The sequence below is a fragment of the Lysinibacillus zambalensis genome (genome assembly GCF_040183165.1).
Lineage (GTDB): Bacteria > Bacillota > Bacilli > Bacillales_A > Planococcaceae > Lysinibacillus > Lysinibacillus zambalensis.
The window spans coordinates 1-22,007 of record NZ_JBEGDG010000041.1 but is presented as its reverse complement, the minus strand read 5'-3'; the positions used below and the strand labels follow the sequence as shown (position 1 = coordinate 22,007).

General features: G+C 37.5%; 20 protein-coding genes, 1 rRNA gene and 1 riboswitch. Of the genes, 11 read left to right on the top strand and 10 right to left on the bottom strand.

All coding sequences use genetic code 11. From position 1 onward, the window contains the following. Positions 1-75, top strand: a 5S ribosomal RNA gene (gene rrf / locus ABNX05_RS26495); the annotation flags it as partial. A gap of 273 nt (positions 76-348) precedes the next feature. Here the strand turns inward: rrf and ABNX05_RS25585 are convergent. From ABNX05_RS25585 to chrR, 5 genes are all read right to left on the bottom strand, one after another. Next, positions 349-615, bottom strand: coding sequence for a hypothetical protein (locus ABNX05_RS25585; RefSeq protein WP_349662261.1), 267 nt, complete (start codon positions 613-615; stop codon positions 349-351). 201 nt (positions 616-816) lie between these two features. Further along, positions 817-1,158: a GNAT family N-acetyltransferase gene (locus ABNX05_RS25580; protein WP_349662262.1), complete on the bottom strand. Its 342-nt coding sequence runs from the start codon at positions 1,156-1,158 to the stop codon at positions 817-819. 282 nt (positions 1,159-1,440) lie between these two features. After that, a complete protein-coding gene (locus ABNX05_RS25575) occupies positions 1,441-1,911 on the bottom strand; it encodes a peptide-methionine (S)-S-oxide reductase (protein ID WP_349662260.1) in 471 nt (156 codons plus the stop codon). Positions 1,912-2,306: 395 nt separating this feature from the next. Further along, complete coding sequence (locus tag ABNX05_RS25570) at positions 2,307-2,606, bottom strand: hypothetical protein (RefSeq protein ID WP_349662259.1); 300 nt, start codon at positions 2,604-2,606, stop codon at positions 2,307-2,309. Between the two features lie 278 nt (positions 2,607-2,884). Beyond that, a complete protein-coding gene (gene chrR, locus ABNX05_RS25565; protein WP_349662258.1) occupies positions 2,885-3,616 on the bottom strand; it encodes a class II chromate reductase ChrR in 732 nt (243 codons plus the stop codon). A 283-nt stretch (positions 3,617-3,899) separates the two neighbouring features. Between chrR and scpC the strand changes: the two genes are divergently transcribed. Then, positions 3,900-5,420 (top strand): succinyl-CoA:acetate CoA-transferase ScpC, encoded by a 1,521-nt coding sequence (scpC, locus tag ABNX05_RS25560; RefSeq protein ID WP_349662257.1) that lies wholly within the window; start codon positions 3,900-3,902, stop codon positions 5,418-5,420. Between the two features lie 444 nt (positions 5,421-5,864). Here the strand turns inward: scpC and ABNX05_RS25555 are convergent, their stop codons facing one another. Beyond that, on the bottom strand, positions 5,865-7,346 hold the full coding sequence (locus tag ABNX05_RS25555) for a DASS family sodium-coupled anion symporter (RefSeq protein ID WP_349662256.1): 1,482 nt from the start codon (positions 7,344-7,346) through the stop codon (positions 5,865-5,867). A 181-nt stretch (positions 7,347-7,527) separates the two neighbouring features. Continuing rightward, the gene (locus ABNX05_RS25550) at positions 7,528-8,160 is read right to left on the bottom strand and encodes a glycerol-3-phosphate acyltransferase (RefSeq protein ID WP_349662255.1); all 633 of its coding nucleotides are present in this window, start codon (positions 8,158-8,160) and stop codon (positions 7,528-7,530) included. Positions 8,161-8,562: 402 nt separating this feature from the next. After that, positions 8,563-8,676, top strand: a riboswitch (SAM riboswitch). 117 nt (positions 8,677-8,793) lie between these two features. On the opposite strand from ABNX05_RS25550, the gene ABNX05_RS25545 reads away from it, so the two are divergent. From ABNX05_RS25545 to ABNX05_RS25535, 3 genes are all read left to right on the top strand, one after another. Then, positions 8,794-10,095: an O-acetylhomoserine aminocarboxypropyltransferase/cysteine synthase family protein gene (locus ABNX05_RS25545; protein ID WP_349662254.1), complete on the top strand. Its 1,302-nt coding sequence runs from the start codon at positions 8,794-8,796 to the stop codon at positions 10,093-10,095. Between the two features lie 323 nt (positions 10,096-10,418). Then, a complete protein-coding gene (locus ABNX05_RS25540) occupies positions 10,419-10,805 on the top strand; it encodes a hypothetical protein (RefSeq protein ID WP_349662253.1) in 387 nt (128 codons plus the stop codon). 690 nt (positions 10,806-11,495) lie between these two features. Then, positions 11,496-12,482, top strand: coding sequence for a homoserine dehydrogenase (locus ABNX05_RS25535; RefSeq protein ID WP_349662252.1), 987 nt, complete (start codon positions 11,496-11,498; stop codon positions 12,480-12,482). A 54-nt stretch (positions 12,483-12,536) separates the two neighbouring features. On the opposite strand, the gene ABNX05_RS25530 is transcribed toward ABNX05_RS25535, so the two are convergent. Continuing rightward, positions 12,537-12,767, bottom strand: coding sequence for a MerR family transcriptional regulator (locus ABNX05_RS25530; protein WP_323650927.1), 231 nt, complete (start codon positions 12,765-12,767; stop codon positions 12,537-12,539). A 381-nt stretch (positions 12,768-13,148) separates the two neighbouring features. Between ABNX05_RS25530 and ABNX05_RS25525 the strand changes: the two genes are divergently transcribed. From ABNX05_RS25525 to ABNX05_RS25515, 3 genes are read left to right on the top strand one after another with little or no spacing between them, the layout of a single operon-like run. Continuing rightward, complete coding sequence (locus ABNX05_RS25525) at positions 13,149-13,841, top strand: response regulator transcription factor (RefSeq protein ID WP_079564002.1); 693 nt, start codon at positions 13,149-13,151, stop codon at positions 13,839-13,841. Next, positions 13,819-13,974, top strand: a complete 156-nt coding sequence (locus tag ABNX05_RS25520) for a hypothetical protein (RefSeq protein ID WP_170939071.1) — start codon at positions 13,819-13,821, stop codon at positions 13,972-13,974. Before ABNX05_RS25525 ends, ABNX05_RS25520 begins: the two co-directional genes overlap by 23 nt. Positions 13,975-13,989: 15 nt before the next feature. Then, positions 13,990-16,188 (top strand): sensor histidine kinase, encoded by a 2,199-nt coding sequence (locus ABNX05_RS25515; protein ID WP_349662251.1) that lies wholly within the window; start codon positions 13,990-13,992, stop codon positions 16,186-16,188. Between the two features lie 277 nt (positions 16,189-16,465). Here the strand turns inward: ABNX05_RS25515 and ABNX05_RS25510 are convergent, their stop codons facing one another. Next, positions 16,466-16,660: a hypothetical protein gene (locus ABNX05_RS25510; RefSeq protein WP_349662250.1), complete on the bottom strand. Its 195-nt coding sequence runs from the start codon at positions 16,658-16,660 to the stop codon at positions 16,466-16,468. A gap of 132 nt (positions 16,661-16,792) precedes the next feature. After that, positions 16,793-17,941, bottom strand: coding sequence for an acyl-CoA dehydrogenase family protein (locus ABNX05_RS25505; protein WP_197142842.1), 1,149 nt, complete (start codon positions 17,939-17,941; stop codon positions 16,793-16,795). Positions 17,942-18,219: 278 nt separating this feature from the next. On the opposite strand from ABNX05_RS25505, the gene ABNX05_RS25500 reads away from it, so the two are divergent. The 3 genes from ABNX05_RS25500 to ABNX05_RS25490 all read left to right on the top strand — a co-directional run bounded on the left by ABNX05_RS25500 (position 18,220) and on the right by ABNX05_RS25490 (position 21,766). After that, the gene (locus ABNX05_RS25500; protein ID WP_349662249.1) at positions 18,220-19,299 is read left to right on the top strand and encodes a metallophosphoesterase; all 1,080 of its coding nucleotides are present in this window, start codon (positions 18,220-18,222) and stop codon (positions 19,297-19,299) included. A 104-nt stretch (positions 19,300-19,403) separates the two neighbouring features. Further along, positions 19,404-20,237, top strand: a complete 834-nt coding sequence (locus ABNX05_RS25495; RefSeq protein ID WP_349662248.1) for an undecaprenyl-diphosphate phosphatase — start codon at positions 19,404-19,406, stop codon at positions 20,235-20,237. Between the two features lie 236 nt (positions 20,238-20,473). After that, the gene (locus tag ABNX05_RS25490) at positions 20,474-21,766 is read left to right on the top strand and encodes a protoglobin domain-containing protein (RefSeq protein WP_349662247.1); all 1,293 of its coding nucleotides are present in this window, start codon (positions 20,474-20,476) and stop codon (positions 21,764-21,766) included. Positions 21,767-22,007 lie beyond the last annotated feature (241 nt).

The following is a 22,007-nucleotide window of genomic DNA, read 5'->3' as shown; positions in this document are numbered from 1 at the left end:
GAACACGGAAGTTAAGCTCTTTAGCGCCGATGGTAGTTGGGGGCTTCCCCCTGTGAGAGTAGGACGTCGCTAGGCACTTAGAAAAGTCGAGGATTTATTCCTCGGCTTTTTTTTGCGTTTTTTTAGTTTGTTAACTACCCTAACAATACTGATTTCTTCCAACTATTAAGTTAAAAAATGAAAAATTTAGTTGAGCGCTAGTTGACAAAGGTGTAGGACCTGAAGATCTGTTGGTTTTGAAAAAAGTTTATTTATTAATTTTACAAGTCACCCGTTAGTTTAAGAGGAAAACTTTAAAAATAATATAACCTTTTATCATTTTCCGACAGAAGACTCCATGAGAGTAGTTCAACTTTCGCCCATAAACACAAGTAGTAAGATTGACAATGAAACGCCAATGACATAAATCCCAAAAACAATAATAGGAGAATACTTCCAAAATCCTTTTTCCCTTTTTTTAAAGCTCTGAACACTAAATATTACTCCTATGACGAACATAATAACTCCAACGAAGAATAGCCAAGCAGTATTAAGTTGAAAGTAATAAAAACATGCAACACAAATAAGTCCTACCACTGAAAATAATGTTGATAATATCCCTTTTTTACTGAGCAATGTTTACCACCTCCTCTTTAATTTCTGTACTTACTATAAGAACGAACGAAATAAGTATTGATTCCAATTTTAATTAATTTTACCATTTGAAACCTACGAAATTTCTTACTATTTATTGAGCTAAACTGGCCCGTTAGCTTAAGTAGAAAAAGGCTCTACTCCTTATTGAAGTAAAGCCCCCGTTAGCTTTATAAGATGTTATCATTTTCTATGTAATACAAATTGTGATTTACTGTATTTAAAGTTGTTTTTTTTGTAAAAAGGAATTAAATGTTCTTCACAAAACAAGCTAATAACATCAATATGAGATAGTTCGTCTAACAATTTTGATACAAGATTCTTTCCAATGCCTGACTTTTGAAATGCTTGATGTATAACAACGTCTTCTATATAAGCCCTAAAATTCCCGTCCGTTACAGCCCTTGCAAACCCAATAAGAGTACCATCTTTCCATACACCAATTGAAATTTCCCTTTTTAACATTTCTTCAATATCTTGTTCTTTTCTTTCCTCCCACCAACCTGCATCTTTATAAAGCTTCATAAGTTCGATTGCTTTAATTGGTTTTTCATTAAATCTAAAATATTCAAGTTCCAAGTCGTTATCCCCAATTCGTTTTTATTTTAATTTTATATAAATAGTACAGGGTTGTCTTCTTCAACTAACTGCTCCTTTAGTTGAAGAAGAAAAAGATGGAAGCTCTATGGAATTCCATCTTTAAGTAAAGCCACGGTTAATTTAAGAAGAACAGTGACGCTTATTAAACAATCGCGCCCAATCGTTGAAAATGATTAAATCCCATAAACTATCTTTTAATAATCTCCCTTACTTATACCTATTTAATATTTGTTCTGGAATATGACAATAATCATCTGGACATCTAGCTAACCTATCTTGATGTTCTTCTGCACTTCTCATATAGTTTATAAGAGGTAATACTTCAACAACTATAAGGTTGTAATCATTTCTCTCACTAAGAAACGCCTTCGCCTCTTTTAAGTGTTCAGGCTTTTCACTATATACTCCTGTTCTGTATTTCACGCCAACATCCTGTCCTTGTTTATTCAAACTGTATGGGTCAATGATTTCAAAAAAATATCCCATTAACTCCCTGAATGTTACAACTGTAGGATCAAATCCTGTTTTTACACATTCTGCGTACCCATCATAATCACCCTCAAGTGTATGACTTGTTCCATTAGCCCTTCCTGCTTCCGTAAACTTAACTCCAGGTAAAGTTTTTATAAAAGCTTGTACTCCCCATAAACATCCACCTGCAAAATATACTATTTCCATATTGACTCTCCTCTTTGTTTAAAAAATAAAAAAATTCATTCCAAGTAAATAGGAGGAAAAAATGTAGTTATTAGGTCTACTACACATTAAAATAATGACAAATTTCATTATTCCATATTATGGACCGAACCTGTACCGTTAGTTCAATTAAGAAAAAAAGAGCTGCATATGCAACTCAATGACCTTTAATTAACACACACGTTAGTCCAACAAGCACATTCACTTATCTTTCTCTACTGACTCATTTATCAACCGACTATGTATTCTCTGCAAGGCCATCTACTCCTTTATTAATAGCTTTCCATAGGGGTGTGCCTTAAAATTGTTCATACGGATGTGACATACCACTGTATATCTCCAAAGGCTTTTGTAGCTTGTCCAATTAAAGCACAACCTTAGTTGAAGAACGGAGCTATAAATAGCATTAGAATCGAACATAAAATTAGAGAATTACTAACTTCTTTTGGAAGCTTTTCTTTTCCTGGCCCTTTATAAAATCCGGAAAATTGAAATTTATTTCTATATAACACAAAAAATAAAATAAAAATTGAAATACCAACTAACCAGCCACCATTGGTATTATCTACATTTATCCCTAAATTCGCATAGATTAATTTCACCAAAGCTCCCATCATACTACCCAGAACTAAGAAAATTACAATTATCCGAATTAATTCTAAAAATAATCTAATCATAATTCAAGTTCCCTTCGATTTATTTATATTAAAAGTTCTTTGTATACAGGAAATCCTAACTTTCTGCGTCGTTCTTCACAATCTTTATAGTCATATTAACATAAATGCCTAATAAAGAATTGAGCTACAAGGAGATACCATAATCATAAAAAACGTCTAAAAGTTAATGGATTTAATCCCTTTAACCTATCGTTTAGTTTAGAAGCCAAAGAAAAGAATATAAAAGAAGTGGAGTTACTATCAATACGATAGTAACTCCACATAGCTTGTTGATGAAGTTATTTCCAATTAAAACCCTTTTCCGCTAAGAAATCTTTAATATGAGGACGGCGCTGTTCGATTAAGAAATCAGCCATTTGCTTTGTCCAGTTATCAATTTTTCGATTGGATGAGCGATTATTATAGTATGCTTCCATTGTGTCGTTGTACGCTGGTAAAAGCTCCTCATATTTTTCTGTATTGTATTCATTTTCATGTAATACTGCTGCAACAGGTAAACGAGGTTTTACTTCATTGCGACGGGCAGGAACCCCGATTGTTAAGCCGAATAGTGGGAAAACATAGTCAGGTAGATTGAATAATTCGCTTATTTCCTCTAGCTTATTACGCACTCCTCCGATGTAACAAATTCCATATCCCATAGATTCTGCAGCAACAACGAAGTTTTGCGCGAATAATGATACATCGGCCACTCCAACAAGTACATTTTCTGCGGAATCAGCGACGATGTCTACACCTTCTAATTTTCCTGCTGATTGAAGACGTTTGAAATCTACACAAAAGACAAAGGCACCGCCTGAAGTTTCGTATTGACGAGGATTACCAGAGAATAACGCTAGTTTTTCTTTTTTCTCCTCATCAGTGACCCAAATAACACTATAAGCTTGTACAAAATGTGATGTAGCAGCCATTTGTGCAGTAGCAATTAATTCTTCAATAATTTCCTTCGAAATCGGATTTCCATCATAAATACGAACCGAAGAGTGGTTGCGTAATAATTCTTTAACCATCAAAAAAATCCCCTTTTCCCTTTTATATATCAAGAGCATATCACGCTTTTTCGTCAAAATCGAATTTTTTTCATGTTGAAATTATTTTTAAATAATTTGCAGATGCATAAAATTTCTCGTAAAATAAAATATTTTGTTAGTTATAGATTAAAAATTCTAAATAGTTTAAAATTATGTGTGGGCGGTTCATTTGGTTGGATTTCTAATAAATGGATGACTATACCAAAATGAGTAAACCGGATAATCTAGTTGAACAAAATAAAGTCGGATGGAGGAATAGGGGATGGAAGAAAAGTTGGCGAAAAAGCTTCGTAATGAACAGCTACGGAGCAAGGTAGTATCAGCAGATGAAGCAGCGTCTTGGATTAAGGATGGTATGGTACTTGGGATGAGTGGATTTACTCGTGCTGGTGACGTTAAAGTGGTACCGCTTGCGCTTGTGGAAAAAGCTAAAAAGGAGAACTTCAAGGTAGATGTATATACAGGTGCATCACTAGGCCCAGAAGTCGACCAATACTTAGCAGAAGCTGGCGTTATTCGTAAACGTGGACCTTTCCAAGCAGATGCCGGCATTCGTAACAAAATCAACAGTGGTGACATCACATTCGTTGATGCGCATCTATCTCATAATGCGGAGCTAGTACGTCAAGGTATTATCGGTCCCATTGACTTTGCGATTATTGAAGCAGCTGCTATTACAGAAGACGGCTTACTAATTCCTACAACTTCAGTTGGTAACTCTCCGATTTTTGTGCAAGAGGCAGACCAAATAATTATTGAGTTGAACGTAGCTCAGCTTGATGAATTAGAAGGTGTTCATGATATTTTTGTACCAGGACTACAGGGGCAACGTGATCCAATTCCATTGCAAAATGTATCTGATCGGCTTGGCACAATTGGTATACCACTAGATTTAAATAAAGTAAAAGGCATTGTAATTTCAGATATTTTAGATGCGCCATCAACAATTGTCCCTGCGGATGAAGAGACAGATATTATGGCTAATCATTTATTAAATTTCCTACGTGAAGAAATTAAAGTAGGGCGTTTAACAACAAGCTTAAGGCCTATTCAATCGGGAGTAGGCTCAGTAGCAAATGCCGTTTTATTAGGTTTTAAAGATTCTGAGTTTGAGAACTTAGAAGTATATTCAGAAGTATTGCAAGACGCGGTATTCGAATTAATTGATGCCGGAAAGGTAAACTTCGCATCTGCTACTTCAATTACACTTTCCGAGGAAGTTGGAAATAGAGTTTATGGTAATTTTGAAAAATATACAGATAAACTAGTATTACGTCCGCAAGAGATTTCTAACCAACCAGAAATTATTCGCCGACTCGGGTTGATTTCTGTTAATACGGCATTAGAAGTAGATATTTACGGGAATGTGAATTCTACACATGTTTCTGGTACAAAAATGATGAATGGAATCGGCGGTTCTGGAGACTTTGCGCGTAATGCAAGATTAGGTATTTTTGTCACAAAATCTTATGCAAAAGGCGGAAATATTTCTAGTATCGTTCCAATGGTGTCGCATGTAGACCATACAGAGCATGATGTAGACGTCATCGTAACAGAGCAGGGAGTAGCAGACTTACGTGGGCTTGCTCCAAGAGAGAGGGTTGGACTCATTATCGATAACTGTGCACACCCGGAGTATCGTGAGCAGCTATGGAAGTATTTTAATGATGCCAATGAAGCAACAGGTGGACATCATACGCCACATGTTTTAGAAAAAGCGCTCTCATGGCATGTGAATTACGCAAAAAATGGCACGATGAAGAACCCAGCTTTATCGAAATAATAAATTGAAAAAGCCTTGAAGGACAGTTTATTTGTTCCTTCAAGGCTTTTCATTGTTAATAATGTTGTCCCGAAAGTTTAGGTAGCTCTACGAAGTGATCGGTTAAGCCCGTAAAGTGATCAGGTAGCCCTGTTAAGTGATCGGGTAGGCCTGTAAAGTGATCGGGTATCCCCGTAAAGTGATCAGGTAAGGCTGTAAAGTGATCGGGTATCCCCGTAAAGTGATCAGGTAAGGTTGTAAAGTGATCGGGTATCCCCGTAAAGTGATCGGGTGTCCCCTGTAAGTGATCAGGTAACCCCGGTAAGTGATCAGGCAAGCCGGGAAAGTGATCAGGTAGCCCTGTTAAGTGATCGGGTGTCCCCGTAAAGTGATCAGGTAGCCCCGTAAAGTGATCAGGTAACCCCGTAAAGTGATCAGGTGTCCAAAGAAAACCCTAGCTGCTTCTTACAATAATCCAATCCATTTCCAGTATGTTGCGGAGAATAAAAGAACTAGGATGTATCCGATGATCGTTAATGGAATACCAGACTTTAAGAAATCCTTTGTTGTAAAGGCTCCTGTACCATATGCAAGCATATTTTGTGGTGCACTAATAGGTAAGAGGAAGCCGAAGCTAATAACGAATTGTTGCACGATAACGAAACCAACCTGATCGACATTAGTCGTTAATGTTGAAGCTAAAACGATAAATACTGGTATAAGCGCAGATGCTAAGCTTGTTGCGCTCGCAAAGCCTAAGTGAATAAGAATATTGAATAAAGTGACAAGGGCAATGGTTGCAAGAATTGGCATAGAATCTAAACCGAGTGAACCGAATACTTTATCAGATAACCAAGATGCACCTTTAGTATTAAGCAAGACTGTTCCTAACATAATTCCTACTGCAAAGACGATAATTGTACCCCAAGGAATATGCGGTTCAACTTGTTTCCACGTATAGACCCCGATTTTGGGCATTAATAAAATGGCAATTGCAACGATTGTGACCGTTGTCGTATCGAATGGGTGGAGTTTGCCCTCAGCAGCCCAGAAAAATAGTAAAACGACAGATGTTATGATTAATCGAATTTCGGGAGCTTTTAGTGGGCCAAGTTCCGCAAGTTGTTTTTTGATTACTTCTCGGCCACCTTCGATATTGCTTGTTTCAGGCTTAATTAGTGTAATCATAATGAAAAATAGAGCTACTGACATGATGATGGAGAAGGGAGCCGCGTAAAGCAACCAAGCACCCCATGAAATATCCACACCAAATTGTTCTTTAATGAAATTTAAAGCGACCATATTTTGAGCTGCTGCCGTTTTAATACCGATATTCCAAATGGAGACAGCTTGCACAGAGGTAATGACAAGTAAAGCAGCAAGTCGACTATCGCGTGGTAAACCAAATGCCGCTACCATTCCGAGTAGAATTGGTACAACTGCGCCTGCACGTGCAGTAGCAGAAGGGACGAAGAATGCGAGTGCAATAGATACTAAAATAGCACCGAAGACAATGGCTTTCGTTTTTGTCCCTACTAGTGAAAGAATCCATAGTGCAAGACGTTTATGTAAATTGGTAATTTGCATGGCTGCCGCTAAGAAAAGAGCTGCAGCTACTAGTGCAACTGCTGAATTACTAAATCCGCTTAATGCTAATTTTAATGCATCTGATGTTCCTAGCTCTCTCGTTGGATCTTCCATTGACGGAGCTAATCCTAGTAAAACTGTAACTAGAGCAATAATCATGGCAGAGCTAACGGGATAGGACACTGCTTCTGTAACCCATAGGATGACCGCGAAAGCTAAAATAGCCAAAGCCCGTTGTCCAGCTACAGGTAAATCGCCGTTGTTCGGTAAAAAAGTTATGATGATTAGGGATGCGAACGCTAATGCAATCCAGAGTGGCTTCAAATTACGTTTCGGTTTTGCTTGTTCAGAAGTAGACATACTTTCTCATCCTTTCTAGCATTTTCTATAACATCGACTAGTAAAATGCTTTATTAAGAAAGTAAATTGTCTATTTATTGTAAAAAAAGCTAGTGTGTTCAAATGCGCTCTAGTTATAGCGATAATGGGCAGTTACGAGAAAATCCGCGGTCATAGAAAAGACAAAAATATCCAAAAGATATTAGTTTTTCTTCTTGAATGCAGAGGTAACTTTAGGCTCAGTTCCTAGCATCAATCGTTTAATATTTTCGATATGCAAAATGATGGCTATACTAAAAAGAAATAAGGCTATAAACGTTGGGCCGACCCCAGGAATCCATAAATATGTGGCTGTACAAAAAACGAGATAAAATTCAAGTACACCGACAATTAAAAAGCTCGTCACGAAAGAAAAAATAACAAATAAAATGAGTGCAAATAAGCCAACTTTCCAATCAATCGCGAGTAATATCCCAATAATTGAAGCAGTTCCTTTGCCGCCATTGAAGCCCATATAAAATGGGAAATTATGACCTAGAATGACACCGGCTGCTACGATATAGATAAAGATCCAAACTTGTACTTCAGTTAATTGTGTTATATCAGCAAGATAGACATGTGCACCGATTATAGCTGCAACACCTTTACCGATATCGATAAGTCCGACTAATATGCCGTATTTCCATCCAAGGGAAAGCGTGGCATTAGAGGCACCTGCATTACCAAAACCAGTCTTTTTTAAATCTACCCCAGATAAAAACTGAGCAACTTTAGAGCCATGAATGCAGCCAATCAAATAACCAACAAGAAGAAAAATGATAATGGCTTTTAACATTAAAGTCCTCCTTTCTAAATAATAGGCTTATCACCAAAACGTGTGGTTGATTTCCGTTCCGACTGGGCGCTTTGCCGCTGACGCTTCGCTTTCGCGCAGAGCAAAGCTTCCTGGGGGCGTCCGATGAGCCGCTTTTGGTGCTGCCGCTACGACTTCGTTCCTCGATTGTAATCCCCAAGGAGTCGCCCAGTCTTCACTCCAATCAACTTATGAAAAGGGGATACATTTTAACAAATTTCATTCCGAAACTTTTAGTGATGAACTATGTAACACTAAAATAATGTATGCGTTCGTAATACGTAAAAAAGCAGACAGAAGTTTCGGAAAAAATAAAATTTTAGTGTTGACAGAGAAAATGTCTATGTTTATACTTTGTAACAACGATGGAAATTGAATCACATACTCTTATCAAGAGCGGCGGAGGGATAGGCCCTATGATGCCCGGCAACCAGTAAGTGACGAGCTTGCTAAGGTGCTAATTCCTACAGATTCTTACTTGGATCTGGCAGATAAGGGGAGGAAAACTTGCAACCGCAACCCTCTTCTTAGCTGAAGAGGGTTTTTGTTTTCTACTTAAAAAATCCTCCTCATCTCCGGTGCCATCGTAAAAAAATAACCATATGGAGGTATACAATGACAAATTTTAAACCAGAAACATTGCTGTTACACGGTGGCCAAGAGCCAGACCCGGTAACAGGATCTCGTACAGTACCCGTATATCGCTCAACGGCATTTGTTTTTAAAGACACTGCTCATGCGCAACGTCTTTTTGCCTTAGAGGAAGCTGGCAATATTTACACACGAATTACAAACCCAACTGTAGATGTTTTTGAAAAACGCGTCGCTTTATTAGAAGGCGGTACAGCAGCGGTAGCACTTTCATCTGGTGCAGCAGCTATTGCATTTTCAATTTTAAATCTAGCAGGGGCAGGTGATGAAATTGTTGCAGGTAGCTCTTTGTACGGAGGTACTTATAATTTATTCGCCAACACACTACCAAACTACGGTATTAAAACAATTTTTGTAGACGAAACAAATCCAGAAAATTTCCGAGCAGCTATTACAGATAAAACAAAAGCGGTGTTCGCTGAAATTTACGGTAACCCAAGTTTAAAAGTGCTAGACATCGAAGCAGTAGCGAATGTAGCACATGAAAACGGCTTACCATTAATTATTGATAGCACATTTGCTTCACCATATGGCTCTACACCAATTGATTTCGGTGCAGATATCGTTGTTCATTCCGCAACAAAATGGATTGGCGGCCATGGTACAACTTTAGGTGGCGTTGTTGTAGATGCAGGGAAGTTTGATTGGACTCGTGGACGCTTCCCAGGCTTTACAGAGCCAGATGATTCTTATCACGGTTTGCGTTATGGTATTGACACAGCAGCGGCTGCATTTGCCACAAAACTGCGAGTGCAATTACTACGCGACTTTGGACCAACATTAAGTGCAGATGCAGCATTTAATTTATTACAAGGTTTAGAAACGCTTCATTTGCGTATTCCTAAACACAATGAAAATGCATTAGCGGTAGCTGAATATTTACGAAACCACCCATCTGTGGAATATGTAAATTACAATGGCTTAGAAGATTTCCCTACTTATGAGTTAGCTAAAAAGTATTTGAGAAATGGCTTCGGATCCGTGCTTACATTTGGTATTAAAGGTGGGCGTGAAGCAGGGCGTAAATTAATCGATAGTGTGAAATTATTCTCGCACGTAGCAAATGTAGGGGATGCGAAATCATTAATTATCCATCCAGCATCTACTACACATCAGCAACTATCAGCTGAGGAGCTAATCCAAACTGGCGTAACCGAGTCGCTCATTCGCTTATCCATCGGTTTAGAGGCAGTAGAGGACATTATTGCAGATTTAGAACAAGCTATTGAACAAGTAACAGCTATCCAGCAACAAGTAGAAGCCTAAATACTAAAAGACATTGACTAATGTTGTAGCGTTTACGTATTTTCCCATTCGATAGGCCTCATTTGGTAATGCGTAAAACGTTGCTACATCATCCGCTTGCCTCATTCGGTAAAGGTAACTGAAAATCTTTAAAAATAATACCAAGTAATTTGATAAGTATTGTTGACTTGTTTAATTCCTTGTTTTATACTAGGAAATAAGAAAAGCGTTCGACATTTAGTTTTCATAAGTGCTCCCCCACTTTTGAAATATATGAAGCGGAGTAGTTGCTAAGTCAGTAACTACTCTTATCTACCAATACTGATGATAAAGGAGTGTTTTAAATGGGAAATGTGTATAGTGCGCAAAACATTGCATCTTATCTTATTTATGAGTTAAATGAAGGTCATGTTTTTGTGAACAACATGTCCATTCAAAACATACTTGCATCAGTTGAGAGTAAATGGCAAGAGAACTTCGGACATTCAGCTTTTAAGGAAATTGTTTATGTCAAAGAAGAAGGCTATACAGTAAAAGAAGTTTTTGAAGCTTATGAAGGCTATGGAGCAAGTCATATCTCTCTACCAGCAACAGAGTATTACTTAAAATACGGCACGTTCCAATTAGTTGAACGTACGTATGCAATACCAAATTTTACGCTAGAGGAAATAAGACTGGTGCAACAAGCGTTAACACAATATCGTTATAAATTACTAGCAAAAGCTAGTTAAATCCCTCATATAATTATGCTCATTCTCTGCTGCTACAGGGAATGAGCTTTTTAATTAGATGTTGGAAGATATACTATTATAATTGAAAAAATTTTTATTAATATATTTCAAAAGAACAATTTTTATAAATGTATTTACATAAATATAATAGAAGAAAGACAATTATTTTTGGCTCATTACAAAAGCTTGGATGACATTTGTTAATATTAATAACATGTATAAGTTGATTGGAGTGGAGGTTGGGCGCCCCTCAAGAAATCAACCCCACACAATTGTGATGATCCTTATTTTTTATAAGAATCGTCAATATTTCTTCAATATTTTATAGATCAAGTGAAAAATCATATAATAAAAGGAATGAAAACGATTTCCTTTGCACTTCTAGGAGAAACAAATGTCCATCCTAGAAAGATTTTTCTTGTGAAATGTATGTATTTACGATACAATTTTCAATAAGTTAAATTTTGAATTATTTGAATTTGTGTGTTTCACAGACTGTATCTTCATTCAGAATATTTTTGTAGTGAGAGTGAAACACAATGACTAAATATCTGTCTGAGACGAAGTGTTAAACACGGCAAACTGACCTGCTTTGTAAAGTCAGCGAACAATTCAAAATCTGTACGAATTAAGCTGAAACGAAATAAATATAATGAAACTGCGGAATGTAAGTTGGAGGGAATAACAGAAATGGCAACTATAAAGGCAGCTATATTAGGATTTGGAACGGTAGGTCAAGGAATTTACCATATATTAAACGAAAAGCGTGAAGAGCTTAAAAATAAATTAGGCATTGAGCTAGAAGTAGCAAAAATTTTAGTGACAGACGCCAGCCGTGAACGCGTACCAGGGACAGCACATTTAATGACAACTAGTATGGATGAAGTTTTAGCTGAACCAGGTATGCAGGTTGTTTTTGAGGCAATCGTGAATGAGGAGCCAGCATTTACTTACTTAAAGCGCGCTGTTGAACATAAATGTCATGTTATCACAGCTAATAAAGTAATGTTTGCAAAGCGAGGCATAGAGCTACAGGACCTTGCAAAAGCAAACGGTGTATTTGTGGGCTTTGAGGCAACAACCGCTGGTGGTGTACCAGTTATTAAAACGATGAAAAACATTTTGCTTGTCAATGATGTTAGTCGTATTCAAGGTGTTTTAAATGGGACATCCAACTATATTTTAACGAAAATGCGTTCACAAGGCTGGTCGTTCGAAACTGCTTTAAAAGAGGCGCAAAATTTAGGCTATGCAGAGGCAGATCCATATAATGATATTTCTGGGCAGGACGCCTTTAAAAAATTAATGATTTTAAGTGCTTTAGCATTTGGTGAACAACCAGACTGGGCTGACGTCGAAGTAGTAGGTATTGATAGTATTTCGGCAGAGGAAGTAAAAGAAGCATGCGAAAAAGGCTTGCGTTACCGCCACGTTGCAGAGGTTGAGAAACTAGCGGATGGTAAAGTGGTCGCAAAGGTTGGCCCGCAATTAGTAGATAAAGAACATCCACTTTACCCCGTTGATGACGTCAATAATGCTGTGGCATTAGATACAAATTATATTGGCACTTTAACGCTAGTAGGACCTGGAGCAGGTATGTACCCAACAGCTAGTGTAATGGTAGAAGATTATGCCGAAATTATCGGTAAAAGAGCCGGGTTTGTCGTAACAATATAATAGATATGCCTATCATTCAACAATGCTCAACTTGTTTGAATGATAGGCATTTTTTTAATCCTCATCTTTAACATCAATATCCTCTGGAATAGGAGTATTCCGCCAAATTTCAATTTCCTCTTTAATACGATCTAGCTGCTCAAAATAAGTACTAAACTGCCCGCTATTAATCAGTATTTGGTCCCCATCGTATACTGAACGAATACGGCCCTCGTAAACTAAGCGAAGTATTTGATCCTCTGGCATACTAAGGTCGATGGCTGTTTCTTCAATTGTTTTATACATAATTTCGCTCCTTTTGTTGTTTATATTATAACCTTCCGTTAAAAGAAAGCCTACTGTAGGTTAATAAATGAAAGAAAAAGGAAAATGGTAATTGTTTACTTTTTGATAAATCTGTATTATTAATGTTAATGGGCTGTGGGGACTAGTATTAACAATGTCTTTTTTTCTAATTAATTCGTCTAACAGGTACAACTATTATTTTTTATTGGGGGACAACCTTAGTTGATCCAAGCGACTAATCAAACGCCCCAACCGGAACGGAAAACAACTCACACGTTTGGTAATGAGATTCATTAAAATCTTAAGAATTTCTTCATTTTTATAATAACTGGTTTTTAAGATTTAAAAGGTACACTATTTATTGAGAGCGAGGTGTATATCATGACGAAACTAACAGTTCTTGTTACAGACGATGATCAAGATATTCGTGATGGTATTGAAATCTATTTAAAAAATGAAGGCTACAATGTCATTAAAGCTGCTGACGGCTTAGAGGCAATTGAAAAATTAGAAAACAATGAAGTACATTTAATTATTTTAGATATTATGATGCCGAATATGGATGGAATTACAGCGACGTTTAAAATTAGGGAAGAGCGCAATATTCCAATTATTATGCTTAGTGCAAAGGCAGAGGATGGCGACAAAATTCATGGTCTATCTGTAGGCGCAGATGATTACGTTACAAAGCCTTTTCATCCGTTAGAGCTATTGGCTCGTGTGAAATCTCAACTGCGACGTTATGTACAACTGGGGACGTACAATGAAGGAGCGGCAAAGGTGGAAATCGACGGTCTTGTATTAGATGAAGATGCAAAGGAAGTCAATTTAGAAGGCGAACCTGTTCGATTAACGCCAATCGAATATAAAATTACGGAATTACTAATGAAAAATGCAGGACGTGTATTTTCGATAGGAGAGATTTATGAACGTGTATGGAATGAGGAAGCGTACAATGCAGAAAATATTGTGGCTGTACACATTCGAAAAATACGTGAAAAAATCGAAGCAGATCCGAAAAATCCACGTTATTTAAAGGTGGTGTGGGGCGTTGGCTATAAAATGGAAAAATAAAGTAGAGCAGTATGTTACAATTGCAGGGTTTGTAGCAGGGGTTATTGGACTTATTTATTTTGGCGTGTATGCGTATCAGATAGTAACTGCCCACTCTCCGGGGATGTTACAATTGCTCGAGAGAATTTTTTAGAGAGGAGTTAAAAATATGGTGAAGAATTGGAAACCTCTTCTCGCTCTTATATGTTTAATCTGGGTGATATTCGGTATTGTCACGTTCTCAAAAGTGGGGTATCGATATATTGGAAAGTCTTATTTTCAATCTGAAAATTTACAACCTCAACTTGATAATTTCCAGTCGGAATTAGGACCATTAGTGTTAAATGTACCAACAGCTGAAGATTTAAAAAGTAAAATTGTGGTGACACAAAGCGAAATCGAGGAACACCGTAATCGCTATGGAACATTAGGAGAACAGATAGGTAATATTAAAGCCCAATATGAGGCGCGCATTCAAGAAGCTGCTAATGTCAATGCAACGGATTTAAAAACAAAGCTTGAAAAAGAGCGAGAAGCCAAAATTAAAGATATTACAACTAATTTTGGGGATGATGAGCATGTCCGCAAAAAAATTCTCACTCAAAAGGAAGCGCTTGTTGATAAATATATAAATGCTGTACAAGAAGAAGCAAAGAGTTTTGTGAAGACTAATAATCACTGGTCTTATGAATTAACGAACATTGACTCAGGTCAAACATTTACCTCGGGTAATGTTTCAGACAGTAGTGCTTTCAAAATAAAGTATACGGACCAACATCCATTAACGACTTCAAATATTAGTAGTGGTTATTTAAACGCGATTTTTTATCAAACTGATACTGTCATGGATACAGAGGATCTTAGTGAAACCTTTGATTACACTGGCATAATATCCATCTCAAAAAAATCAGCCCAAGCAGAACAAATCATGGTGGGATATAACAATTTTATAACCCATCAATACATTTTCTTCTTTATATGGTTAACGAGTATTGTGGCAGCTATTTTTGCATGGAAAGGACGCAAAGAAGTACTGCCGATGATACAAGCTTTAAAGGGAAAAGAAGCTTTGGCAAAGATGAGAATTGATTACCCAATCGGATTATTAATAATAAGCGCATTTGTATATTTGATAGCAACTCAAATTGCTTATCGATCGATTGTAGGTTATATGGATCCAGAGAATTATATAAGCTATGTAACGGATATGTTGCTGAAAATTGGTATTTTATTCATTGTTGCTATGCTGTTCTTTGTACAGCTAATTTGGTTGTATGATCGAGTGAATACAGTACAGAAATTAGAGGAGAATTTAAAAGCTAGTTATTTATGGTCTCTAGGTGAATCCATTACAGATTTATTTTTAAATCGTTCCATTGCATTACATACCATTGTGATGATAGGGGCAGCATTTTTTGGTGGTGGAAGTCTTGTTGCATTTTTGCTAAGTGGCGATGGATTCCCTTTTCTAGTATTAGGCATCTGTGCAATGATCGGTATTCCAGCCATGATTCTTTTCCTTTCGAGAATGGGCTATTTAAACAGAATTATGAAGGACACAAAAGATATGGCAGAAGGGCGTTTAAATCGCGATGTCAAGGTAATGGGCAAATCACCACTCGCGGGGCATGCAGAAAATCTTAATCATTTAAGAGAAGGCGTACGCACATCTATGCATGAGCAGGCAAAAAGTGAGCGTTTAAAATCAGAGCTTATTACGAATGTTAGTCACGACTTACGCACGCCGCTAACATCCATTATTACGTATACAGATTTACTGAAAAATCCTGATATTACAGAGGAAGAACGTAAGCAATACATTCATATCCTTGATAAAAAATCAGAACGTCTAAAATTACTGATTGAAGATCTTTTTGAAGTATCTAAAATGGCGAGTGGTAATATGGAGCTTCATCGCAGTCGAGTCGATTTAACCCAGCTTGTACAGCAGGCGGTAGGGGAGCATGAGGAAGATTTAGCTCAGGCGCATTTAGATTTACGCATGACAAAACCACATGAGCCAATCTACGCGTATGTGGATGGGCAAAAATGGTGGAGACTAATCGATAATTTAATCGTTAATGTATTGAAATATGCATTAGAAGGCACAAGAGTTTATGTAACATTAAAACGTACAGCAGAAGGTGATGCTGAATTCACGGTGAAAAATGTTGCAAAATACGAAATTAGCGAGAATGCCGATGAGTTATTCGAACGCTTTAAGCGAGCGGATGCCTCACGCCATACAGAAGGCTCAGGACTAGGCCTAGCCATCGCACAATCCATTGTAGATTTGCATGGTGCTCGCATGAGTATAGAAGTAGATGGAGATTTATTTAAGGTTATCGTTCGAATTCCAGCAGCATAAACCAAAAAACAGCGGCAATCATTTTGCCGCTGTTTTTGTTATGACGGTTTTATCCGTCGATAAGGCACTAAGTTCCGTCGCTGGGGCGGATATATCCGTCGATAAGGCACTAAGTTCCGTCGCTAGGGCGGATACATCGGTCGATAAGGTGTATTATACCGTCGCTTTGACTACTATCCGTCGATAAGGCACTAAGTTCCGTCGCTAGAGCGGATATATCCGTCGATAAGGTGTATTATACCGTCGCTAGGATAGATACATCCGTCGTTAAGGCTTATCATTGTCGCTTTAAGGAGCTATCCATGGAATTGACGTTTCTATCCACGTTTTTGGGTGTTCTATCCATGGAATTGACGTTTCTATCCGTCACTCCGGCTTTTCGTTCCATCGCTTCGGAGCATTCATCCGTCGTTACGCCCCATCTATCCGTCGCCCCAGCTCGTCGCTTTAAATTTTGCCAATTCTTTAGCACTACACTTTCAACCTACACACCATTTATGCCGGAGTTTTATATTATCAAAGCGAAGCGGCTCACCGGACGCCCCAGTTTAAACGAAAACCAGCCCCACTGCCGAAGAGCCACATACACACACCAATCACACAGTTATAACCCTAAATTCTTAGCAATAATTACTTTCATAACTTCGTTGGTACCTGCATAGATGGACATGACGGGAATGTCTCGATATCTTCTAGCAATCTTGTATTCTTCCATGTAACCGTAGCCACCGTGTAACTGCATACATTGGACAGCGAGCTCACGGGCATTTTCCGTTATCCAGTATTTTGCCATTGAAACTTTTGTTACAACGTCATTTCCTGCGATATGTTCTTCTATTAAAGATTCTAAAAATGATTTGCCGAGTTCAATTTTTGTTGCCATTTCGGCTATTTTGAATTGCGTATTTTGGAAGTCGCTAATTGATTTTCCGAAAGCTTCACGTGATTTTACATAATCAATTGTTAAAGCAAGCATGTCCTCAGCGGCCGTTTGTGCGGCGATGGCAACTGCTAATCGCTCTTGTTGTAGCTTTTCCATCATATAGATAAATCCTTTACCTTCTTCACCAAGGAGATTCTCTACAGGGACGCGACAATCCTCGAAATATAGCTCGGCTGTGTCTTGGGCGTGCATGCCAACTTTTTCGAGCTTGCGACCTTTCGTGAAGCCTGGTGTCCCATCCTCAATGACAAGGAGGCTAATGCCGCGATGTTTTTTTTCTGCCTGAGGATTTGTTTTTACAGCAACGACTGCTAAATTTGTATGAATACCATTTGTAATAAATGTTTTTTGCCCGTTAACGATATAGTGATCGCCATCCCGAACGGCAGTTGTTTGGATGTTTGCCAAATCTGAACCTGTACCTGGCTCTGTCATAGCAATAGCTGTAATATTTTCGCCTGTAACGCATTTTGGTAGCCAGCGTGATTTTTGCTCATTTGAGCCGTATGCTTCGATATAGGGCACGACGATATCGTTATGCAGACCAACGCCGATAAGGCTTGAACCTACACGCTCTAACTCTTCTTGAATAATAACGCCAAAACTAAAATCGAGCCCGAGACCGCCATATTGCTCTTCTACTTGAGGACATAGATAGCCCATTTCCCCAAGTTTTCGCCAAAACTCAAGTGGAATAAGATGATCTTTTTCCCATTGTGGATAATGTGGCTCGGCTTCCTCTGCTAAAAACTTACGTAAAGTTTTACGAAATAGCTCATGCTCTGTGGATTCGAATTTATATTTTGTCATATGAACAACTCCCCTTTTTTGCTCGTACATGCATAAATTTCATCTTGCAACTACAATGTTACCTAAATATTCAGAAAAATTAAAGTGTATTATTTATAGCTGTTTAAGTTTCCTAGATGACAATATTGTCACTTTCCTTATTAGATTGTCATGTAAATCATACGATTAAATTATATAGAAGATGTACACTTGCTATATTGATAGTTGCCCTTTATCCTTACTTTCTAGAAGAGAATGCTATAATCAACTAAGATTATATGAAAGTAGGGAACTAAATTATGCCTAAAGTAATTGGTGGAATTCTTTTAATAAGTATATATAGTGCACTAACTTTTTACTTAGGGTGGGGATTAAAACAGTGGCTTGTGGCGATGGGATGGTTCCGCTATCCAATTTTATATTGGTTAGTGCTGTATATCATTGCGTTTAGTATTATCATTAGCAGATTGCATGAGTCTTTACGAGTGTTTTCAATCATCAGTAATTACTGGATGTTTATTTTTGAATATGGATTATTGCTTTGCTTAGTAGCACACTTGATTATTTGGCTAAGTCCCTTTAACAGTGTAAAGATAGTTGGTAGTATAGCGATTGCTATATTGTTTGTACTAGGTGTTGTGGGCACTTATTTAGCGTATTCACCTGTTGTCCGTCATTTAGACATAACGATGGATAAAAAGAGTAGTGAATTAGAATCGATGAGGGTTGTAGTTGCATCAGATTTTCATTTAGGAGTTCTATCAAATAAAAGTCATTTACAGCGCTTTGTTACTTTATCGAATGAAGCAAAGCCGGATATCGTCTTTTTAGCTGGAGATATTGTGGATGATGATCCTAAATGGTTTGTTAAAGAGGGAATGGCAGATGTGATGAAGCAATTATCATCTACATATGGCGTGTATGGTGTACTTGGCAATCACGAGTATTATGGCAAGAAAATTCCTGAGTTTATTGATGAGATGGAAAACGCAAATGTAAAAATTTTGTGTGATGAAACTATTAGAATCGATAATGTGTTAGTATTAACGGGTCAAGAAGATATTACAAACAAGGATAGAAAACAACTAGATGCATTGAAGACAACTGATGACTTACCTTGGTTTGTCATGAATCATACCCCGAATGATTTAAGTACGCCTGCAAAACTAGGCGTAGACTTCCATATGTCAGGTCATACACATAAAGGTCAACTATGGCCTAATCAGTATATTACTGCTCGTGTATTTGAGCTTGATTATGGTTATAAGTTGAGGGAGAAAATGCATACACTTGTTTCATCAGGTTTTGGTTTTTGGGGTCCTCCAATGCGACTAGGCAGCCGCTCCGAACTATGGGTTGTAGATATAAACTTTCGTTAGAAGGTGAACTGGACACTCAGAAATCAACCCCACGTTATGGTAATGAGCTCATAGTGTATTTTATAATATGTTTGTATTTAATTAACAAAAGGTAAGGTGACAATGTGGATATCATTGAATTATTAAAGGCGCTTATTTTAGGCTTTGTCGAGGGAATGACAGAGTTTGCACCAGTGTCGTCGACAGGTCATATGATTATTGTGGACGATATGTGGTTAAAGACAGAGGAGTTTTTAGGGATGTATCCCGCCAATACATTTAAAATCGTTGTACAGCTAGGCTCTATTTTAGCCGTAATCGTTGTTATGTGGAAACGAATGTTAAATTTAGTGGGACTATATAAAATTGAAGGCCAATCGAACTCAGTGAAAGGTCACTTCAATTTAGCACATGTTATTGTGGGTATGTTGCCAGCAACTATAATTGGCTTTGCGGCTAAAGATTTTATCGATGATCATTTATTTAAAGTGGAGCATGTTATTTATGCTTTAGTAGCTGGGGCCATTTTAATGATTATTGCAGATAAATTTGCAACGAAAAAACCAAGCGTTGATTCTCTAGATAAAATCTCTTATGGTTTAGCATTTAAAGTAGGGTTAGTACAATGTTTATCACTTTGGCCAGGGTTCTCTCGTTCGGGTGCAACAATATCGGGTGGTGTTCTATTTGGAATGAGTCACCGTGTGGCGGCAGATTTTACTTTCATTATGGCCGTACCGATTATGGCTGGTGCTAGTCTAGTATCTGTACTGAAAAACTGGGATACGCTATCTATGGATTATATCGGATTCTATGTAGTGGGCTTCATTAGCTCATTTATCTTTGCGTTACTATCTATTAAATTCTTCTTAGCGCTTATTTCAAAAGTGAAATTAATGCCATTTGCTATTTATCGTTTAGTATTAGCTGCTGTACTAGCTGTTATTATCTTTATGTAATGAATAAAGTCACTCTTCTATTAAAGAAGGAGTGGCTTTTTTTAGCGATTTTATTCTGTTCTAAGAAAAATAGTATGGTTATTAAGTATTGTTTGTAAGGAGGATAGATTAATGCTTTTTACAAAAATAGATATTTTTTACCTATTTATTGTCATTTCAGTTGTCTAGACAGTATAATTGATTTTAGAATTATTTGTTATTAGTAGAATAGATATAGGTGCGATGGGGTGTAGAAGTTGTTTCATATTGGAAGTAAGCCTAAGAAAAATTCAATTGAGATTAGTGACGAATCAAGTATAGGAGTTATTATTCAAGATCAGGAACGTTTACAACAGTTAAATCTAGTAAATTTGACGAAAGAAGATTTGCGATTAATTAGAAGTTTAAAGCCATATGTTGAACAGAATGTCACAGAGGTGGTAGCCGCATTTTATCAGGCAATTGAAAGTGTGCCAGACTTATGTGAAGTTATTGAAAAGTACAGTTCTAGTGAGCGTTTACGCCAAACATTACGCCTTCATATTATAGAAATGTTCGAAGGGTGTATAGACGATGCATTTTTGGAGAAGAGAAGACGGGTCGCAAAAATGCATGTAAAGATTAACTTGTATCCTAAGTGGTATTTAGCAGCCTTTCAAAACCTTGAAAAATTGTTAAGAAAGATTGTATATACGCTTCAATTAACGAGGGATGAAGAAGAAAAGTTTTGTGAGGCGATTAGTAAAGTATGTAACTTTGAACAACAGATTGTCTTAGAGGAATATGATCATTATGCTAACACATTATTGGAACAGCAACAGGATACCGTTCGAGTACATGTGAAGGAAGTTATAGGTGGAATATCTACGCAGCTAGATACTCAATCTCATAGCACGAATGAAACAGTGACCGAACTTGTTGATAACGCTAAGGAAGTGAATGAATACTTAAAGGACAGTATAGACGAGGCAAAAACAATGCAAAAGGTATCGTCTGAAGGTTATTCTAAAATAGTTCGAATCAATGAGCAAACAGGGGAGATTCATCATAAAACAGTTGAAATGTCGGCTATGGTGGAGCGATTAAATCACTCTTCCTCTAAAATTAATGCTGTTATTGAAATAGTGAAAAGGATTTCTGATCAAACAAATTTACTTGCGTTAAATTCAGCTATTGAGGCTGCACGTGCAGGGGAGCACGGAAAAGGTTTTGCTGTCGTGGCGAGTGAAGTTCGTAAGCTTGCAGACCAGACGAAAAGTTCGGTTGAACAAATTGGGGACCTTATTACGATGTCGAATGGCATTACAAACCATGTTGTTCAAGCTATTCATGAGATCCAAGAGCTGGTGAACGATAGTATTGAGCAAAACTCAGAATCTTTAAAAGCGTTTGATGCCATATCCTGTTCAGTAAACGGTTCTATCTCAAACTTCCAAAACGTCGGACTGAAAATAACAGAATTGGCAGAAATCATAGAAACCATTGGAGAATCATCCGAGGAATTAAAACAAGTTGCCAATCGTTTAGATACAACAATTAGAGAATTTTAGCGACTATGCATAAAGCTGTGCATAGTTTTTTTGATTATTACCATAGTGTGTGTGGGGTTGATTTCCGTTTCGGATGGGTGCTTTGTTGTTGCTGTCGCTACGCTTTCGCACAGATAAAACATTTGTTGCTGTCGCTACGCTTTCGCACAGATAAAACATTTGTAGCTGTCGCTACGCTTTCGCACAGATAAAACATTTGTAGCTGTCGCTACGCTTTCGCACAGATAAAACATTTGTAGCT